This window comes from Clostridium sp. YIM B02555 (genome assembly GCF_022320955.1).
GTDB classification, from domain to species: Bacteria; Bacillota; Clostridia; order Clostridiales; family Clostridiaceae; genus Clostridium; species Clostridium saccharoperbutylacetonicum.
Map to the genome: position 1 here is coordinate 19,303 of NZ_JAKJJY010000036.1, position 17,875 is coordinate 37,177.

15 protein-coding genes and 1 riboswitch are annotated in these 17,875 nt (G+C 30.6%); of the genes, 3 read left to right on the forward strand and 12 right to left on the reverse strand.

Features of this window, described 5'->3' with window-relative positions:
• Nucleotides 1–5: 5 nt before the first annotated feature.
• A complete protein-coding gene (locus L3B98_RS27635) occupies nt 6–1,355 on the reverse strand; it encodes a glucose-6-phosphate isomerase (RefSeq protein ID WP_077360137.1) in 1,350 nt (449 codons plus the stop codon).
• Nucleotides 1,356–1,694: 339 nt separating this feature from the next.
• A complete protein-coding gene (locus tag L3B98_RS27640) occupies nt 1,695–2,111 on the reverse strand; it encodes a hypothetical protein (RefSeq protein ID WP_015390595.1) in 417 nt (138 codons plus the stop codon).
• A gap of 226 nt (nt 2,112–2,337) precedes the next feature.
• Here L3B98_RS27640 and L3B98_RS27645 point away from each other — a divergent pair, with 226 nt between their 5' ends.
• The 3 genes from L3B98_RS27645 to L3B98_RS27655 are packed head-to-tail and all read left to right on the forward strand — an operon-like array spanning nt 2,338 to nt 5,077.
• A complete protein-coding gene (locus L3B98_RS27645) occupies nt 2,338–3,249 on the forward strand; it encodes an ABC transporter ATP-binding protein (RefSeq protein ID WP_238919063.1) in 912 nt (303 codons plus the stop codon).
• 16 nt (nt 3,250–3,265) lie between these two features.
• Nucleotides 3,266–4,270, forward strand: a complete 1,005-nt coding sequence (locus L3B98_RS27650; RefSeq protein WP_015390593.1) for an ABC transporter permease — start codon at nt 3,266–3,268, stop codon at nt 4,268–4,270.
• Between the two features lie 15 nt (nt 4,271–4,285).
• Nucleotides 4,286–5,077, forward strand: a complete 792-nt coding sequence (locus L3B98_RS27655; protein WP_238919064.1) for an SGNH/GDSL hydrolase family protein — start codon at nt 4,286–4,288, stop codon at nt 5,075–5,077.
• Between the two features lie 710 nt (nt 5,078–5,787).
• On the opposite strand, the gene guaA is transcribed toward L3B98_RS27655, so the two are convergent.
• The 10 genes from guaA to L3B98_RS27705 form a co-directional block, all read right to left on the reverse strand.
• Nucleotides 5,788–7,329, reverse strand: a complete 1,542-nt coding sequence (gene guaA, locus L3B98_RS27660; RefSeq protein WP_238919065.1) for a glutamine-hydrolyzing GMP synthase — start codon at nt 7,327–7,329, stop codon at nt 5,788–5,790.
• Between the two features lie 184 nt (nt 7,330–7,513).
• Entirely contained in the window at nt 7,514–8,971 is a 1,458-nt protein-coding gene (gene guaB, locus L3B98_RS27665; RefSeq protein ID WP_015390589.1) for an IMP dehydrogenase, read from the reverse strand.
• 146 nt (nt 8,972–9,117) lie between these two features.
• A riboswitch (purine riboswitch) is annotated at nt 9,118–9,215 on the reverse strand.
• A gap of 114 nt (nt 9,216–9,329) precedes the next feature.
• Entirely contained in the window at nt 9,330–9,743 is a 414-nt protein-coding gene (locus L3B98_RS27670) for a type II secretion system protein (RefSeq protein ID WP_015390588.1), read from the reverse strand.
• 159 nt (nt 9,744–9,902) lie between these two features.
• Nucleotides 9,903–11,528, reverse strand: coding sequence for a chaperonin GroEL (groL, locus tag L3B98_RS27675; protein WP_077360125.1), 1,626 nt, complete (start codon nt 11,526–11,528; stop codon nt 9,903–9,905).
• An 82-nt stretch (nt 11,529–11,610) separates the two neighbouring features.
• Complete coding sequence (gene groES / locus L3B98_RS27680) at nt 11,611–11,895, reverse strand: co-chaperone GroES (RefSeq protein WP_077360123.1); 285 nt, start codon at nt 11,893–11,895, stop codon at nt 11,611–11,613.
• 308 nt (nt 11,896–12,203) lie between these two features.
• The gene (locus tag L3B98_RS27685) at nt 12,204–13,691 is read right to left on the reverse strand and encodes a 4Fe-4S dicluster domain-containing protein (RefSeq protein WP_238919066.1); all 1,488 of its coding nucleotides are present in this window, start codon (nt 13,689–13,691) and stop codon (nt 12,204–12,206) included.
• A 335-nt stretch (nt 13,692–14,026) separates the two neighbouring features.
• Nucleotides 14,027–14,959, reverse strand: coding sequence for a DNA glycosylase (locus L3B98_RS27690; protein ID WP_077360119.1), 933 nt, complete (start codon nt 14,957–14,959; stop codon nt 14,027–14,029).
• Between the two features lie 23 nt (nt 14,960–14,982).
• The gene (locus tag L3B98_RS27695; protein WP_015390583.1) at nt 14,983–15,396 is read right to left on the reverse strand and encodes a C-GCAxxG-C-C family (seleno)protein; all 414 of its coding nucleotides are present in this window, start codon (nt 15,394–15,396) and stop codon (nt 14,983–14,985) included.
• A gap of 146 nt (nt 15,397–15,542) precedes the next feature.
• Complete coding sequence (locus L3B98_RS27700; protein ID WP_015390582.1) at nt 15,543–16,709, reverse strand: NADPH-dependent butanol dehydrogenase; 1,167 nt, start codon at nt 16,707–16,709, stop codon at nt 15,543–15,545.
• A gap of 152 nt (nt 16,710–16,861) precedes the next feature.
• Nucleotides 16,862–17,710, reverse strand: coding sequence for a 3-hydroxybutyryl-CoA dehydrogenase (locus L3B98_RS27705; protein ID WP_077360117.1), 849 nt, complete (start codon nt 17,708–17,710; stop codon nt 16,862–16,864).
• Nucleotides 17,711–17,875 lie beyond the last annotated feature (165 nt).

Consider the following 17,875-nt stretch of genomic DNA (forward strand, 5'->3'; position numbering starts at 1 on the left):
TTAGATTAAAGTCTCTTTTCTAATTCTGCTTTAACATCTTCATAACCTGGTTTTCCTAAAAGCGCAAACATATTTTTCTTGTAAGCTTCAACTCCTGGTTGATTAAATGGATTTACACCTAAAAGATATCCGCTAATTCCACAAGCCTTTTCAAAGAAGTAAACCATATATCCAAAATAATATGCTGAAAGTTCAGGAACATTTACTATCATGTTTGGAACTCCACCATCATTATGAGCTAATACAGTTCCTTGGAAAGCTTTCTTATTAACAAAATCCATAGTTTTTCCTGTTAAAAAGTTTAATCCATCTAAATCATTATCAGCTTCTTCTATATTAATTTCATATTTAGCCTTTTCTACGTTAATAACTGTTTCAAAAAGAATTCTTCTTCCTTCTTGAACATATTGTCCCATTGAATGAAGATCAGTACTAAAGTCAACAGCTGCTGGGAACAATCCCTTATTGTCCTTACCTTCTGATTCTCCAAATAATTGTTTCCACCATTCATTGAAATAGTGAAGAGATGGTTCATAGTTTACTAATAATTCAATTGTTTTTCCTTTATTATATAAAGCATTTCTAACTGCTGCATACTTATAAGCATCATTTTCATTAAGAGATGGATTTGAATAAACTTCTCTTGCATCAGCAGCACCTTTCATCATTTCATCAATATCAATTCCAGCTGCTGCTATTGGTAATAATCCAACCGCTGTTAATACAGAGAATCTTCCTCCGATATCATCTGGAACTACAAAGCTAGCATAACCTTCAGCATCCGCTAAAGTCTTTAATGCTCCCTTAGCCTTATCAGTTGTAGCATAAATTCTCTTTCTAGCTTCATCTACTCCATACTTATTTTCTAAATATGTTCTTAAAATTCTAAATGCAATTGCTGGTTCAGTTGTAGTTCCTGATTTTGAAATTACATTTACACTTACATCTTTACCTTCAATTGCTTGTAGTAATTCTGCCATATATGTTGAGCTTATATTATTTCCTACATAAAAAATTTTAGGAGCTTTTCTCTTGTCATTGTCTAGTGCATTATGAAAATTATTAGTTAACATTTCAATTGCTGCTCTAGCACCAAGATATGATCCTCCAATTCCAACTACTATTAAAACTTCTGAATCAGATTTAATTTTTTCTGCTGCCTTCTTAATTCTAGCAAATTCATCTTTATCATAGTTTACTGGTAGATCGATCCATCCTAAAAAGTCATTTCCTGCTCCTGTTCCATTATGTAATTTATCATGGGCACTTTTAACCATTTCCTCCATATAATCAATTTCAGTCATGTTTAAATAAGGTGCAACTTTTGATAAATCTAATGATATACTTTTACTCATCTCTATATCTTACCTCCATATAGTTAAAAATATTGTTACTTTTTTAATTATATCATAAATTAGAACAATCTTTGCCTATGTTTAAATTTTTTATCAATATATACAGATTTTTATTATCAATAGGTTTATTATGTTCATAAATAATATTTTTACCCTAATTTTATTAGATATTCTTTTGTAAAAAGAATTATAAAAAACATAAAAGATTTTAAAAGGAAATCAAAACGAATCGATTGTTAAGTATTTAACACTGATATTTATAAAATATATTTTTTAAAAAGAGGAGTTTCCTCCTCTTTTTATATTATTTAATATAAATCTATTTTTATATCTGATTCACTAACAACATCTGCAGCAACAGCATCTTCTTCTTATTCCAGCTAATATTTCTTGTTTTGCCTTTTCCTGTCCCGCCCTGCAGCCTTGTTGAAATCCTTCTTGAGCGCCTAAAGTACGTCCATCCTGAAATCCTTGAGGATAGCCTGCATTATATCCATTCTGATATCCGCAATTATATGCATCCTCTAGCGCATCTTCCATACGATTATTTCTACATCTACATCTGCCTCTTGTATCATTGGCACCTAGTGTACAATTTCTTCTATTTGCTTGTGCACCAAGAGTTCCATTTGGTCTATTAATATTTCCACCAATATTGCAATTACTTGTATTTTCTCTTCCATCTGATCTACAACACCTACAGCATCTATCGTCTGATCTGCAACTTTTGTTGCATCTATCATCTCTGTTTCCCATTTTCTTCTCTCCTTTGTATTACTAATAATCTTTATCGATTATCTACTACCATATTATGCGGATTTCTTATATTTGATATTGTTTAACAAAAATAACTTGAATTGAACAGAAAACATTAATGTTCATAAATATTTTTCTAATTAAGTCGTTTTTTGGTTGAAATATAATTTCTTAAATGTACAATAATATTACTAAGCAATTTAAAACAAAAAGGAGGTGCTTTAGAATGAATCCTGTATTATTATTAGATAATGTCAGTAAACGGATAAAAAATAAGGAAATAGTAAAAGGAATTAGTTTTTCAATTACTGAAGGTGAGGTTTTAGGTTTTCTTGGACCAAATGGAGCTGGGAAGTCCACTACCTTGAGAATGATCGTTGGACTGTCTTCTCCTACTAGCGGAAAAATTCTAATTGATAATCATGACATTACTAAAGATTATGTTAATGCAATGTCACAAGTAGGCTGCATAATTGAAGGGCCAGATATGTACAATTATTTAAGTGGTATAGAAAATCTAAAAATGCTAGGTTCTATGAATAAAAATGTTACCTCTGATGATATTAATAAAGCAATACAACTTGTTGGTATGCAAAATAGAATAAATGACAAAGTTTCTACTTATTCTTTAGGTATGAAACAGCGATTAGGTCTAGCACAAGCTCTTATCCATAAACCAAAGCTTCTTATATTAGATGAACCAACTAACGGCTTAGATCCATCAGGAATAAATGAATTTAGAAATATAATAAAAAATCTTGCCAAAAAAGAAAATATAGCTGTTCTTATTTCTAGTCATTTAATATCTGAAGTAGAATTAATGTGCGATAAGGTTGCTATAGTAAAAAATGGTACTTTAATAAAATATTCTAAAGTATCAGAACTCATTAATGAACAGGAAGTTTTCTTTGTTTTAAATAATAACGAAAAAGGGCTTGAGTTTCTTAAAAACAACTGGAATATAGATGGCTTTTTAAAAGATGGAAGAATTGAAGCAAAAGTTGACTTATCCAAACTTGAAGAAATTAACCTTTCTTTAATTAAAGAAGGACTTAAGATAAAATTCGTAAATACCAAACATAAAACTCTTGAAGATTTATTTTTATCTCTAACAGAAGAAGATACTATGATCAATTAGAAGGGAGGAGACATCCTTGTTAGTATTAATTAAAAATGAAGTAAACAAAATGTTATATAGAAGAAAAATGTTACTTATTACTGCTATCATGTTAATTTTAGTTTCACTCTTTTCATATGGTCAGAATTATCAATACAAAAATACTATAGATAAATATATGAAAACAACTAATCAAACTGAAAATATCGACTGGCAGTCATTACAAAAACAGCAAATACAAGATTTAAAAAATAGACTTAATAGACCAGATACTCCAGAAGCAAGTAAAGCATCTATTAATATTAAGATTCAACAGAATCAATATTATTTAGACAATAATATAAACCCTATTACTCCAAGTGCTGCAAAATTCACAGTAAAGTTAATGGAGCAATCCATATTTGTACTCCTTCCTTTACTAATAATAATATTAGCTGGAGATAGTGTATGTGGTGAATTTTCTGCAAAAACTATCAAAGTACTGTTAACAAGAGCTACACCTAGATGGAAAATCCTCCTTAGCAAATATATAGCACTTGTAATTTTGTTTTCACTGGTGATTTTAGAAATGGGAGTATTATCCCTTTTAATCTCAGGCTTCTTATTTAATAATTGGGGCTTATACGAGCCCATAGCAACTGGTTTTAATTCAAGTTCTGGCATATTAGATACTTCAAACGTTATAAAAGTAACTCAATTACAATATGTAATTCTTGTTTATTCACTTGGCTGGTTTGTATCAATTATTGTTGGAACAGTTTCATTTATGGTTTCTGTTTTAGTTAGAAATACAGCTACATCCATTGGCATAATGATGGCCACATTAATTGGAGGAGGTTTTCTTCAATTATTTTTAGCCGACTGGCCCATAGTAAAATATTTCTTTGTCATAAATTTAAATCTGCCACAATATCTTACTGGTTCATATACACCTATACCTGGAATGTCCTTACTTTTTAGCACTTTAGTACTTTTAACCTGGGGCATATGTGCTTTTATTATAAGTTTTGCTGTATTTACTAAACAGGATGTATTAGTTTAAAAGGAGGCGATTAAAATGTTAAAAAACTTACGCTGGAAACTAATTTTATTACTATCCATAATATCTACCGTTACATTAATTACAGGCTTTTTAACAGCATTGTCAATAAGTTCTGCACCTCCTAAAGAAATAACGCATACTGATATTGAACCTCCTAAAGAAACTAATGAATTGAATTCGAACTTATATAACATATTAGTTCTTGGAGATTCTCTAGCAAAAGGAACTGGAGATGAAAAAGGACTTGGCTTTTCTGGTTACTTCTCAGATTATTGGAAAAGTAAAACACCAAAAGAAATTAAAATAAATAACCTAGCTGTAAACGGAGATGTATCCAGTGGATTATTAAATATAGTGCAAAATCCTCAAAATATATCCTATATCAAAGGTTCATCTATAATCTTCATATCTATAGGTGGTAATGAGATAAGCAAGCTAAAAAATATGGATATAACATCATCTACAACAAAAATAAAAAATATTGAATATACCTATTTAAGCAATTTAAAAGCTACCTTTAAAATAATAAGAGATAACAACCCATCATCCATGGTAATTTTTATCGGGCTATATAATCCTTTCGGAAAGGATCTTACACCAGATAAAGTTAGTATTTTAAATGATTGGAACTATCAAAGCCAACAGCTTGTATCGCTAGACTCAAATGCTATTTTTATACCAACTTATGATCTATTTAAATATAATTTACAAAATTATTTAACAGTAGATAATTTTCATCCAAATAGTTCTGGATACGAAGCTATATCTAATAGAATAGTTGAAGCTTTAAAAAATTATAAAGCTTAATTATCAATTTATTTGATTTATCTTTACCTTTGTAGTATATAATCAAACAATTATCCAAATAAGTTAATGTATAATATATGTTCAACAAATATCATACATTTGTTTTATTTTTCAGTTTATATGATATAATATAAATATATTGTTATATTATTATATTGTTATCAGTATAATAATTAAGAAAAGCTTAATGCGTCAACATTAAGCTAATCCTAGAACGTTTTTTAGTTTTAGGGCTATTAGATTTTATTGGTTAGAAAATGAACGCTTACTCTTGATCGGATGGGGCGTTCTTTTCTGTTGTCTTAAAATTTATTTTAAAACCTTTTATGTTAACCTCGAGATTAAACTCGCAACTTTTTGAGTTACTTCTTAGTGCTCTATTAATTAATATTACTAATAATATTAATATTGATACTATTAACACGCCAACTATCACAATCTAATACCACCCCCTTAGACTATTATTTCTAACAGCCCAAGGTGGTTAAACCTTCGGAAACCACCGTACCCATCTATACGGAAAACTACCATTATTATATCATCATTGGATTATAATTAAAATAATTATTTCTTTTATTATAAAATTACATCCTCTATATAATAATTATAATCTTTTGTAGCATACAATTAAGCCTATTTTACAAGTTATTAATCATAATAAACGCTGTAAAATAGGCTTTCTCATTTTAAATTATATTTATATTTATATTTTATTCAAATTCAATAGTAGCTGGAGGTTTTCCTGTACAATCATACATTACACGATTTACCCCTTTTACTTCATTTACGATTCTAGTTGTTACCTTTCCAAGTACTTCCCATGGAAGATCTGCAGATTCTGCAGTCATGAAATCACTTGTAGTTACAGCTCGAAGAGCAATTGCATAATCATATGTTCTTTCATCTCCCATAACACCTACTGAACGCATGTTAGTAAGAGCTGCAAAATACTGGCCAATTTCTTTATCAATACCTGCTTTTGCAATTTCTTCACGATAAATTGCATCTGCTTCTTGAACTATTTTGACTTTTTCAGCTGTTACTTCTCCAATGATACGTATTCCAAGTCCAGGTCCTGGGAAAGGTTGTCTGAATACTAATTTTTCAGGTATGCCAAGTTCAAGTCCTGCCTTACGCACTTCATCTTTAAATAATAATCTAAGTGGTTCTATTATCTCTTTAAAATCAACATAATCAGGAAGTCCTCCAACATTATGATGTGATTTTATAACTGCTGACTTTCCAAGTCCACTTTCAATTACATCTGGATAAATAGTTCCTTGTACAAGAAAATCAACTACTCCTATTTTTTTAGCTTCCTCTTCAAATACTCTTATAAACTCTTCTCCAATGATTTTTCTCTTTTGCTCTGGCTCTTCTACTCCAGCTAACTTTTCATAAAATCTTTCTTGTGCATTTACACGGATGAAATTTAAATCATATTGACCATTAGGTCCAAATACTGCTTCAACTTCATCACCTTCATTTTTACGAAGTAATCCATGATCGACAAATACACATGTCAACTGCTTTCCAACAGCTCTTGAAAGTAATACTGCAGCTACAGACGAATCAACTCCACCAGACAATGCACATAGTACTTTTCCATTACCAACTTTTTCACGTACTTCTTCAATTGTCTTTTCAACAAAAGAATCCATTTTCCAATCTCCAATACAACCACAAACATTAAATACAAAGTTTGAAAGCATCTTTGTACCTTCTTGTGTATGCATAACTTCTGGATGGAATTGAACTGCATATAAATTTTTAGCTTCACATTCCATAGCCGCAACTGGACACACTGGAGTATGTGCTGTTACTTTAAATCCTTCTGGTTCCTTCTCTATGTAATCAGTATGACTCATCCAGCAAATCGTTTCAAGTGATACACCATTAAAAAGCTTAGATTCTACATTTACATTAACTTTTGTTTTCCCATACTCGCTTACAGGTGCTGTTGCAACTTTTCCTCCAAGCATATGAGACATAAGTTGAGATCCATAACATATGCCAAGGATAGGTACTCCTATTTCAAAAATAGCTTTATCGCATAAAGGAGAATCTTCACCATATACGCTATTAGGCCCACCTGTAAAGATAATTCCCTTTGGATTCATTTCTTTTATCTCATTAATACTTAAATTATAAGGATGGACTTCACAATATACTCCGCATTCCCTTACTCTTCTCGCTATTAATTGATTATATTGGCCGCCGAAATCAACGACTAAAACTAACTCTCTATCCATGTTATCCTCCTAAACTAATCTTATACCTTCTATTATTAACTATCTAATAGTTTTTATCAATAAATTATAGCAATCTTTATATTGAATTTTATATACATAATAATAAATGGTTTATACTTAACAAAATTAAGTAATGCACAGTTCACATGAGTGGTTTATTCTTCATTGTAAACTGTGCATTTTATTATTGTCCTACACTATAATTTGGTGCTTCTTTAGTAATATTAATGTCATGTGGATGACTTTCTCTTTGACCTGAAGCTGTTTGAACTACAAAATTAGCTGTTTCATATAAAATATCAAAGTTTTTCGATCCTAAATATCCTAATCCTGATTTAATTCCGCCCAATAATTGGAATATAGTATCTGAAACAAGACCTTTATATGCTACTCTTCCTTCAACGCCTTCTGGAACTAGCTTTTTATTTCCTTCTTGGAAATATCTATCCTTTGATCCGCATTCCATAGCCGCTAGAGAACCCATTCCTCTATAAACCTTGTAACTTCTTCCTTGATATATTTCCATTTCTCCTGGTGCTTCATCACAACCTGCAAATAATGACCCCATCATTGCTACAGAAGCTCCAGCAGCTAATGCCTTAACTATATCTCCTGAATATTTAAGTCCACCATCTGCAATTACAGGAATTCCATACTTTCTACCAACTTCCGCACAATCCATAACTGCTGTTAATTGAGGAACTCCAACTCCTGCTACAACTCTTGTAGTACAAATTGATCCTGGCCCAATACCAACTTTAACACAATCAGCTCCAGCTTTTATTAAATCTTCTGTAGCTTCAGCCGTTGCAATGTTTCCTGCTATTACTTGAAGTTCTGGGTAAGCCTTCTTAATTTGTGTTACTGCATCTAAAACGCCTTTTGAATGTCCGTGAGCTGTGTCAAGTGTAACAACATCAACTTGAGCTTTAACCAAAGCATCAATTCTTTCCATCATGTTTCCAGTAACCCCTACTGCTGCTCCACATAATAATCTACCTTTACTATCCTTAGCTGCATTTGGGAATTTCCTCACCTTTTCGATATCTTTCATTGTGATTAATCCCTTTAAGATTCCGTTCTCATCAACTAAAGGTAATTTTTCAACTTTATGTTTTTTTAATATTTCTTTAGCTTCCTCTACAGTAGTACTTTCAGATGCAGTTATTAAATTTTCTTTAGTCATTACTTCTGAAATTTTTCTTTGAAAATCTGTTTCAAAAATTATATCTCTATTAGTTATTATTCCGATTAATTTTCCTTCTTCAGTAGTTATAGGAACTCCTGATATTCTATATTGAGCCATTAAATTTTCTGCATCTTGAATAAGGTGATCTTGTGATAAATATATAGGATCTGTAATAACACCATTTTCTTGTCTCTTAACTCTATCTACTTCTTTGGCTTGTTGTTCGATAGTCATATTTTTATGTATAATTCCGATTCCGCCTTCTCTTGCCATAGCAATCGCCATTTTTGATTCAGTTACTGTGTCCATTCCTGCACTCATTAAAGGAATATTTAACTCTATTGTCTTAGTTAACTTTGTCTTTGTACTTACTTCCCTTGGTAATATTTCAGATTTGTTAGGTACTAATAATACATCATCAAAAGTATATGCTGTCTTAATTATTTTTGCCATTATGAATCCTCCCCAGTTTTTGATTTATTTATTTCATTTTAAATTATTAATGATTTTTTTCTTGCATTTTTATATTATTTTTATATATAAAAAAAGCACATTAACCTCAAAAGTGATGTTAATATGCCAATAAAACCTTAGTCTTATCCTATACCAATATCACTTATAGTCAGAAATTTGCGGTTTCCGGTAGATACTCCTTGCCATATTCAAGGTATATATAAGCTTTTAAATATTTTATGTTTTTGAATTAAAATTATTATAATGTATGTGTACTCTAAAGTCAACAAATTTGAAATTAAAATTGCATTTTTTCTAAATTATAATTTATATATAATCGTTTTTATTGCATAATATCTTAATTTATTAACTTTTCTTCATTATCTATATCAAATTCTTCTCCCGCCACAATATCATAACATTTCTTGATATTTGTCTTTTCAGTATCTAAATTACTTAACGAAACTCCATCTAAATATGTTTCAACTCCAGCTACCTTTTCAACGTCATCAATGGTAGCAGTTTGTTCTACAGGTGTATTACTTGTAAGATTATAGGAATCAACTGCCATAACAACTTTTCTGCATTGATCTAGTATTTTTGTTTTTTTAGCCTGTTTTATATAACCACCTATTTTGGGTAAAAGTGCTGCAGCCAAAATTCCTATCATAGCAATCACAGCTATCATCTCTATTAAAGTAAATCCTTCTTTTCTTTTTCTATCATTATAATATACATGTTTTATTTCAATCTTGCTACCGTGCTTTATCATCTTAAACCAAAACTCCTTTTCTCAGTTTTAGTTTAAATTATGTCTACTTCTTCATTAATTTATACAATTATAATAAATAAAACCATTATATTTCTCACATAAAAAAGAGGAGTAAAATTACTCCTCTAATTACTTCATTAACATATGTCATTTTTAATTTTAGTACATTCCGTCCATTCCCATTCCTGGAGCACCTGGCATTGCTGGTTCTTTAGATGGGATATCAGCTACTGCTGCTTCTGTTGTTAAGAATGTTGAAGCTACAGATGCTGCATTTTGAAGAGCAGATCTAGTAACCTTAGTTGGGTCTACTATTCCACCTTTAATCATATTAATATATTGATCATGTAATGCATCATATCCTATACCTGGTTCGCTATTTTTAACTTTTTCAATTATTACTGAACCTTCAACTCCTGCATTAGCTGCTATTTGTCTTACTGGTTCTTCTAATGCTTTTACAATTATGCTTATTCCAACTTGAGTATCTGCAACATCTGAAGTTAATTTTGCCACTTCATTAATTACATTAACATAAGCTGTTCCACCACCAGCTACTATTCCTTCTTCAACTGCTGCTTTTGTTGCATTTAAAGCATCTTCAATTCTAAGTTTCTTTTCTTTAAGTTCTGTTTCAGTTGCTGCACCAACTTTAATTACTGCAACTCCACCTGCTAACTTAGCTAATCTTTCTTGTAATTTTTCTTTATCAAATTCTGAAGTTGTTTCTTCAATTTGAGCTTTGATTTGGTTAATTCTTTCTTTTATTCCATTAGAATCACCCTTACCATTAACTATAACAGTGTTTTCTTTATTAACCTTAACACTGTCAGCTGTACCTAACATATCAATAGTAACATCTTTTAATTCTCTTCCTAATTCTTCAGCTATAACAGTTCCACCAGTTAATGTTGCAATATCTTGTAACATTTCTTTTCTTCTATCTCCAAAGCCTGGTGCTTTAACAGCTACACAAGTGAATGTTCCTCTTAATTTATTAACTACTAATGTAGCCATTGCTTCTCCTTCAATGTCTTCAGCAATAATTAATAATTTTTTACCTGATTGAACGATTTGTTCAAGCACTGGTAAGATTTCTTGAATATTTGAAATCTTCTTATCAGTTATTAATATATATGGATTTTCTAAAACTGCTTCCATTTTTTCAGTATCTGTAGCCATATAAGGTGATACATATCCTCTATCAAATTGCATTCCTTCAACTACATCTAATTCAGTTCCCATTGATTTAGATTCTTCTATTGTAATAACGCCTTCATTTCCTACTTTCTCCATAGCATCTGCAATTAACTTACCAACTTCTTCATCAGCAGCTGAAATTGCAGCAACTCTAGCGATATCTTCTTTTCCATCTACTTGCTTAGAAATCTTTTTAATTTCTTCAACAGCTTTTTCTACAGCCATTTTAATACCAGTTCTGATTAAAATAGGATTAGCTCCAGCTGTTACATTTTTTAATCCTTCTCTGATTATTGCTTGTGCTAACAAAGTTGCAGTTGTAGTTCCATCTCCTGCTACATCATTAGTCTTTGTTGCAACTTCTTTAACTAATTGAGCTCCCATATTTTCATATGGATCTTCTAATTCTATTTCTCTTGCAATTGATACACCATCATTTGTAATTAATGGTGCTCCAAATTTCTTATCTAGTACAACATTTCTACCTTTAGGTCCTAAAGTAACCTTAACTGTATCTGCTAATTTATCTACACCTATTTGCATAGATCTTCTTGCTTCTTCACCGAATTTTAACATCTTAGCCATTTATATAACACTCTCCTTTTTTGTATGTTATTTATATCTTTCTATCTTCTTAAATTAAAATTATTTAGCAATGCACTCTCAATTATTCTACTATTGCTAATATGTCATCTTGCTTTAAAATAGTATATTCTTCACCATCAACTTTAACTTCTGTTCCTGCATATTTAGAGTATAAAACTTTATCTCCAACTTTTACATCCATAGGTACTCTATTTCCGTCTACGACAGCTCCAGGACCTACTGCAACCACTTCTGCTTCTTGTGGTCTTTCTTTTGCAGTACCAGTTAAGACTATTCCACTTTTAGTCTTTTCTTCTGCCTCTAATTTTTTGATTACAACTCTTTCACCAAGTGGTTTAATTTTCATGAAAAACCCTCCTTAAAATAATTATGTTATTACTGTTGCTTTTTCTGTTAGCACTCGTTACTGTCGAGTGCTAACATATTTATAATATCCTTTATATCCATATAATTCAAACATTACTTCTAATATTATACCCGATTTTTAAGCGAATATTACCTATTATCTCAAAATATATTTCATTTGCTTAAATTTTCTCAATTTTTCTTACTTTTTATTTACAATAAAAAACTCTACTCAAAAAAATACTCCTGAGTAGAGTTTATATCTACATTTAAGCTATAATAAGAAATATATATTTTTCCAAAAACAAACTATCTTTCTAAGTCAATATTATGATACTCTTCTAATGCCTTATTTGATAATACAGTTTTAATAGTTGTTTGTTGATTTATTTTTGCGAAAGGTGCCTTTGCTTTCATAACAGGTGCTATTTTTGCAGCGCCATTTATACATCCGCCTTCACACATCATTCCTTCAATGAAATTACCCGGTAATTTTCCTACTTTAGCCATAGTCATAGTTTTCTTTATCTCTGCTCCACCTGAAACTTTAACAGGTTTGAATTCAATTTCCACACCCTTTTCTTGGATGAAGTTTTCTATGGCTGCAGTTAAACCACCGCCTACCGCAAAATTTCTACCAAATATTGATGCTTGATCAACTACTATATCTTCACATTTTTCAGGCTCTATTTCAAATGCATCAAATAACGCAATTAATTCTTCAAAAGTTAATGCATAATCAATAGCATCCTTTATTGATTCAATCAATACTTCACTTTTCTTAGCAGTACAAGGTCCTATAAATACAACTTTAGCATCCTTATCCTTTGCTTTTATATATCTTCCTGTAGCTACCATAGGAGAAACAGTTCCTGAAATTCTTTCAGCTTGATCTGGCATCATTTTTTCAATATAACTTAAGAAACCTGGACAACATGAGTTTGTCATGTAGCTATCCCCTTTTTCCATTCTCTCTACAAATTCTGTACTTTCATGTACAGTAACTGCATCTGCGCCACATGCTGCTTCTACCATATCTGTAAACCCTAATGCTTTAATTGCATTTTTTACTTGTCCATATGTTGTCTTTGCGCCAAATTCACCTGTTATAGCTGGTGCAACTACAGCATAAATATTTTCTTTTTCCATTAATTTATTAACAACTCTGACTAATGAACTTTTATCTTCTATAGCACCAAATGGACATTCAGACATACACGCACCACAATTTACGCATTTACTTTCAGTAATCTCAGCTCTTAAATCGTCAGCATTATAGCTTAATGCTCCTGTTGGGCATGCCTTTTTACAAGGTCTCATATCTTCTGCAATAGCATCATAAGGACATACCTTATTACACATTCCACATTCTTTACATTTATCTGGATCAATATATGCTTTTCCATTAACATATGAAATTGCTCCAAAATTACATACACTTTGACACTTGTGTGCAACACAATTTCTGCAAGAATCAGTAACTTGGAACTTATTTGTTGGGCATCTATCACATGCTTCCTTTATAACGTACAATATCTGTTTTTCTTCATCTATCTCAACTAGTTCTCGTCCATTTTTGCCATTTGGCATATAACCTGCAGCAAGCTTTGCTCTTTCTAGTACTATATTTCTTTCTCTATCAACAGTTTCTCGATAATTAGGTTCATCTCCTACAATCATTTCAAAAGGAATTTTTTCTAACTCCTCTTTACAAAGTTTGTTTTCTTTTGCTAACACTACAACTCTAGTAAGAACTTCATGCTTTAGCTTTAAAAGTCGATTTTCAAATTGAAACATTAATATACACTCTCCCAAAAGTAATTTTAATATTATATTTAATAGCACGGCATAATTATAACACATACTTGTTAAAAATATAACAAATATCATATAAGTTTAAATTTTCTGATTTTTCCGCTCTAACAGTAATTTTTTGCCTATATTAATGCATAAAAATAATAAGTCAACACACTTTAAATTCTGCAGAATATTAAATCAATTTACTTATTGATTTAATATTAATTGTATATAAGGATTTTCCTTATTCATAACAGAATATAACTAGCTTAGTTGACTTATTTTCTATTCATATTTATTTGCTAATAAATTAAAACATCACACCTTAGGAAATATTAATCTTCAATTTCAATTTTGTTTTCTCTTGCATAATAAAATAAATATTGTTGTGCAAATCCTGAAAGCTTACCAAACTGTTTTCTTCCAAATATTCTAATTTTATTTAATGAAGAATTTTCTGCACCATAAAAATGAATCATTGCACGCTTAACCCAGACATCCACTGGAAATGCTGAAGTTTTACCCATAGAAAATAGCATAATACAATCAGCCACTTTGGCTCCTACTCCTTTGAATTCTTGAAGAGCCTCATGACACTCATCATCCTTCAAATTTTTAATATAATCTAAGTTATATTTTAGATAACTATTTTTTTTATCTAAATTCGAGTCATCCATCACCTTGTCAGATGCATAAACATTTTTAATCGTATCTAATATGTATTTACTTCTAAACGATGCTCCTGTTTCTTGTATTTCCTCCAACGTAGCATCTTTAATTTCATTTATGCTTGGAAATGCGTAATATGTTTTTTCTTTATATATAATTTCTTTTCCCCATTTGTTTGATATTTTATTCACAGTCTTTTTTATTGAAGGTATATTATTTCTTGCAGAAATTATGAAGCTGATTAACATTTCGAAAGGATCTTGATTTAAAACTCTCACTCCATATCCAAATTCTATACTTTGTTTAAGTAACGGATCTTTTGAAAGTTCTTGCTTTATTTCTGAGTAGTCCCTATCTAAATCAAAATATTTAATCCAAATTTCATTAACTTCCTCTTCTGTTGCATTATATATTATTATATTTGCACCTTCCTCTTTAACTTCAATCAATTTTCCAAATGCAATTACAATATAGTGACCTTCTGCAATTTCCTCAAATCTAAAAATTTGACCACATTCAAATATATGCTTTAATTTAAAATTTTTAACCTCCTCTATCACTATATAATTATCCTGAAATTTTACTGACTTATAATCCATTTATATCTTTCTCCCTTGAAAATCTATAATATTTTATTCTGCTTTTCTTTGAGAATAATTTCTTCTAAAATTTCTGCACCTGTTTCTATCATTAGTGTGCATTTTTTTACGTTAGTATATTCCTTTTTTAAATCATCACATTTAATATATCCCAATTTATCTTGTAAATTATTTATAAATTCTTGTGTCATTTCTTTTACTCTTGGACTTTTATGTCCGCTTATTTCAGTGAACATTACTCCAATCACACCTACTGAGGCAGTTATAACTCCACAAATATGACCAATTCCCATTCCTCCTCCAAATCCAGACATAACTTTCAAAGTTTCATTCGAAAGATTCAAATCATATTCTTCATTAGCTGCATATATAATACTTTCTGCACAATTTAAATCATATTTCTCTTCTCTATATTTTTTGACCATCTCTTTTAACATTAATTCCCCACCTTATCAAAAATGATTATTTATTAATATATTATATCACTTAATTCCAATATAATCCTCCAATTCAGAAAATTTATTAAAACTTCAAATTAAAAAGGCTTCAGAACATTGTCCCGAAACCTTTTATAGCTTAGATATTAGAAGTCAACCTTATTTCCATAATATATGCATTCAAATATCTTCTTCATTTCATCTTTATTTAATTGTCTTGGATTTGATCCAGTACAAGCATCTGCAATAGCTCTCTCAGAAATCATATCAACTTTTGCTTTAAATACTTCTTCATCAATACCATATTCTTTTAATGTAAGTGGAATTGACATCTTCTTATTGAACTCTTTAATTAAGTTTGTTAATGAATCTACTAATTCATCGTCAGTTGTACCACTTAATCCAAGTCTCTTAGCTATATAAGCATATCTATCTAATGCAGTCTTTTTATTAAAATCAATTACGTATGGTAGATAAATAGCATTTGCACATCCATGAGGTATATGGAATACTGCTCCTGTCTTATGAGCCATACTATGAGTTATTCCAAGTAATGCATTAGAGAATGCCATACCTGCTAAGCATTGTGAATAATGCATTTGTTCTCTAGCATCTTTATCTCCCTCATAAGATTTAAGTAAGAAATCACGAATCATTTCAATTGCTTGTAATGCTAATGGATCTGTAAATGGTGAATGTAATGTTGCTACATAAGCTTCAATAGCGTGAGTTAATGCATCCATACCTGTATGAGCTGTTAATGTAGCAGGCATTGTTTCTGCTAGTTCTGAGTCAACTATAGCTATATCTGGAGTTATATTAAAATCAGCTAAAGGATACTTTATTTCTGTCTTATAATCTGTAATTACAGAAAATGCTGTTACTTCTGTAGCTGTACCACTTGTTGATGGAATTGCAATGAATTTTGCTTTTTGTCTAAGCTCTGGTAATCCAAAAGGAACCACTGCTTTTTCAAAAGTAAAGTCTGGGTATTCATAGAATATCCACATAGCTTTTGCAGCATCTATTGGTGATCCTCCACCCATGGAAATAATCCAATCAGGACCAAACTCTCTCATTGTTTCAGCGCCTTTAAATACTGTTTCAACTGATGGGTCTGGTTCTACACCCTCAATTAATTTAACTTCTATACCAGCTTCTTTTAAATATTCTAAGGCTTTATCAACGAAACCGAATTTCTTCATTGATCCCCCACCAAGTACTAGTACTGCTTTTTTACCTTTTAAAGTCTTTAACTGCTCTAGTGATCCTTTTCCATAATAAATGTCTCTTGGTAATGTAAATCTCATCATAATTTTAATAACCCTCCTCAAAATATCCGTATAAGTATAGGAATTTTCAGAATTTTTCCTATATTAGATATATTTCTATAAAAATTCTAAAAATCCTTTACATTTGAAAAAAAATCTCAAAAGAATAGTTTCTCTTGAGATTTTTTATATTACTATTTAGAATAATCGTAGAATCCTTTTCCTGACTTTCTTCCAAGCCATCCAGCTCTAACATATTTTCTTAATAAACTACTAGCTCTGTATTTGCTATCTCCTGTTTCATTATATAAAACATCCATGATAGCTAAACATACGTCTAAACCAACAAGATCCCCTAATGCTAAAGGTCCCATTGGGTGATTAGCTCCAAGCTTCATAGCTGCATCTATATCTTCAGCAGATGCTACACCTTCTTGTAAAATGAAAGTAGCTTCATTTATCATTGGAATTAAAATTCTGTTTACAACAAATCCTGGTGCTTCAGCAACTTCTACTGGAGTTTTTCCGATTGCTTCTGATAATTCTTTAACTGTATCAAAAGTTTCTTGAGAAGTTGCAGCTCCTCTGATAACTTCAACTAACTTCATTATTGGAGCTGGGTTGAAGAAATGCATTCCGATAACTTTATCTGCTCTCTTTGTAGCTGAAGCAACTTCAGTAATTGATAAAGATGAAGTATTTGAAGCTAAAATTGTTTCTGGCTTACAAATACCATCTAATTCTGCAAAGATTTCTTTCTTAATTTTCATGTTTTCGATTGCAGCTTCAACTACTAAATCGCAGTCAGCAGCTAAATTCATATCAGTTGTTCCTGAAATTCTTGAAAGTATAGCTTCTCTATCTTCTTCAGTCATTTTTCCCTTTGTTACTAGTTTTTCTAAGCCTTTAGATATTCCAGCTATTCCTCTATCAACAAATTCATCCTTTATATCTCTTACGATTACTTCACAACCGTTTTGAGCGAATGCTTGAACGATACCAGCACCCATAGTTCCTGCTCCAAGTACAAAAATCTTTTTCATTGACTTTTCCTCCTCAAAATTCATAATTATAGATATCCTTAGTTAAAATACCACTATTTTAACTAAGGATTATTTTTTTGATTAATTTAATTAATTATTCAGCACTCTTAATTTCTTTAACTTGAGCTATTAATTCTGGGACTACCTTTGTAAGATCTCCAACTA

What these genes read in the sequence shown, in the direction of transcription:
- L3B98_RS27655 (WP_238919064.1), top strand. Translation starts at nt 4,286, where the DNA reads ATGTTAAAAAACTTACGCTGGAAACTAATTTTATTACTATCCATAATA.
- groL (WP_077360125.1), bottom strand. Translation starts at nt 11,528, where the DNA reads ATGGCTAAGATGTTAAAATTCGGTGAAGAAGCAAGAAGATCTATGCAA.
- L3B98_RS27640 (WP_015390595.1), bottom strand. Translation starts at nt 2,111, where the DNA reads ATGGGAAACAGAGATGATAGATGCAACAAAAGTTGCAGATCAGACGAT.
- L3B98_RS27645 (WP_238919063.1), top strand. Translation starts at nt 2,338, where the DNA reads ATGAATCCTGTATTATTATTAGATAATGTCAGTAAACGGATAAAAAAT.
- groES (WP_077360123.1), bottom strand. Translation starts at nt 11,895, where the DNA reads ATGAAAATTAAACCACTTGGTGAAAGAGTTGTAATCAAAAAATTAGAG.
- L3B98_RS27685 (WP_238919066.1), bottom strand. Translation starts at nt 13,691, where the DNA reads ATGTTTCAATTTGAAAATCGACTTTTAAAGCTAAAGCATGAAGTTCTT.
- guaB (WP_015390589.1), bottom strand. Translation starts at nt 8,971, where the DNA reads ATGGCAAAAATAATTAAGACAGCATATACTTTTGATGATGTATTATTA.
- L3B98_RS27695 (WP_015390583.1), bottom strand. Translation starts at nt 15,396, where the DNA reads ATGTTAAAAGAGATGGTCAAAAAATATAGAGAAGAGAAATATGATTTA.
- L3B98_RS27635 (WP_077360137.1), bottom strand. Translation starts at nt 1,355, where the DNA reads ATGAGTAAAAGTATATCATTAGATTTATCAAAAGTTGCACCTTATTTA.
- L3B98_RS27700 (WP_015390582.1), bottom strand. Translation starts at nt 16,709, where the DNA reads ATGATGAGATTTACATTACCAAGAGACATTTATTATGGAAAAGGATCA.
- L3B98_RS27705 (WP_077360117.1), bottom strand. Translation starts at nt 17,710, where the DNA reads ATGAAAAAGATTTTTGTACTTGGAGCAGGAACTATGGGTGCTGGTATC.
- L3B98_RS27690 (WP_077360119.1), bottom strand. Translation starts at nt 14,959, where the DNA reads ATGGATTATAAGTCAGTAAAATTTCAGGATAATTATATAGTGATAGAG.
- L3B98_RS27670 (WP_015390588.1), bottom strand. Translation starts at nt 9,743, where the DNA reads ATGATAAAGCACGGTAGCAAGATTGAAATAAAACATGTATATTATAAT.
- guaA (WP_238919065.1), bottom strand. Translation starts at nt 7,329, where the DNA reads ATGGATAGAGAGTTAGTTTTAGTCGTTGATTTCGGCGGCCAATATAAT.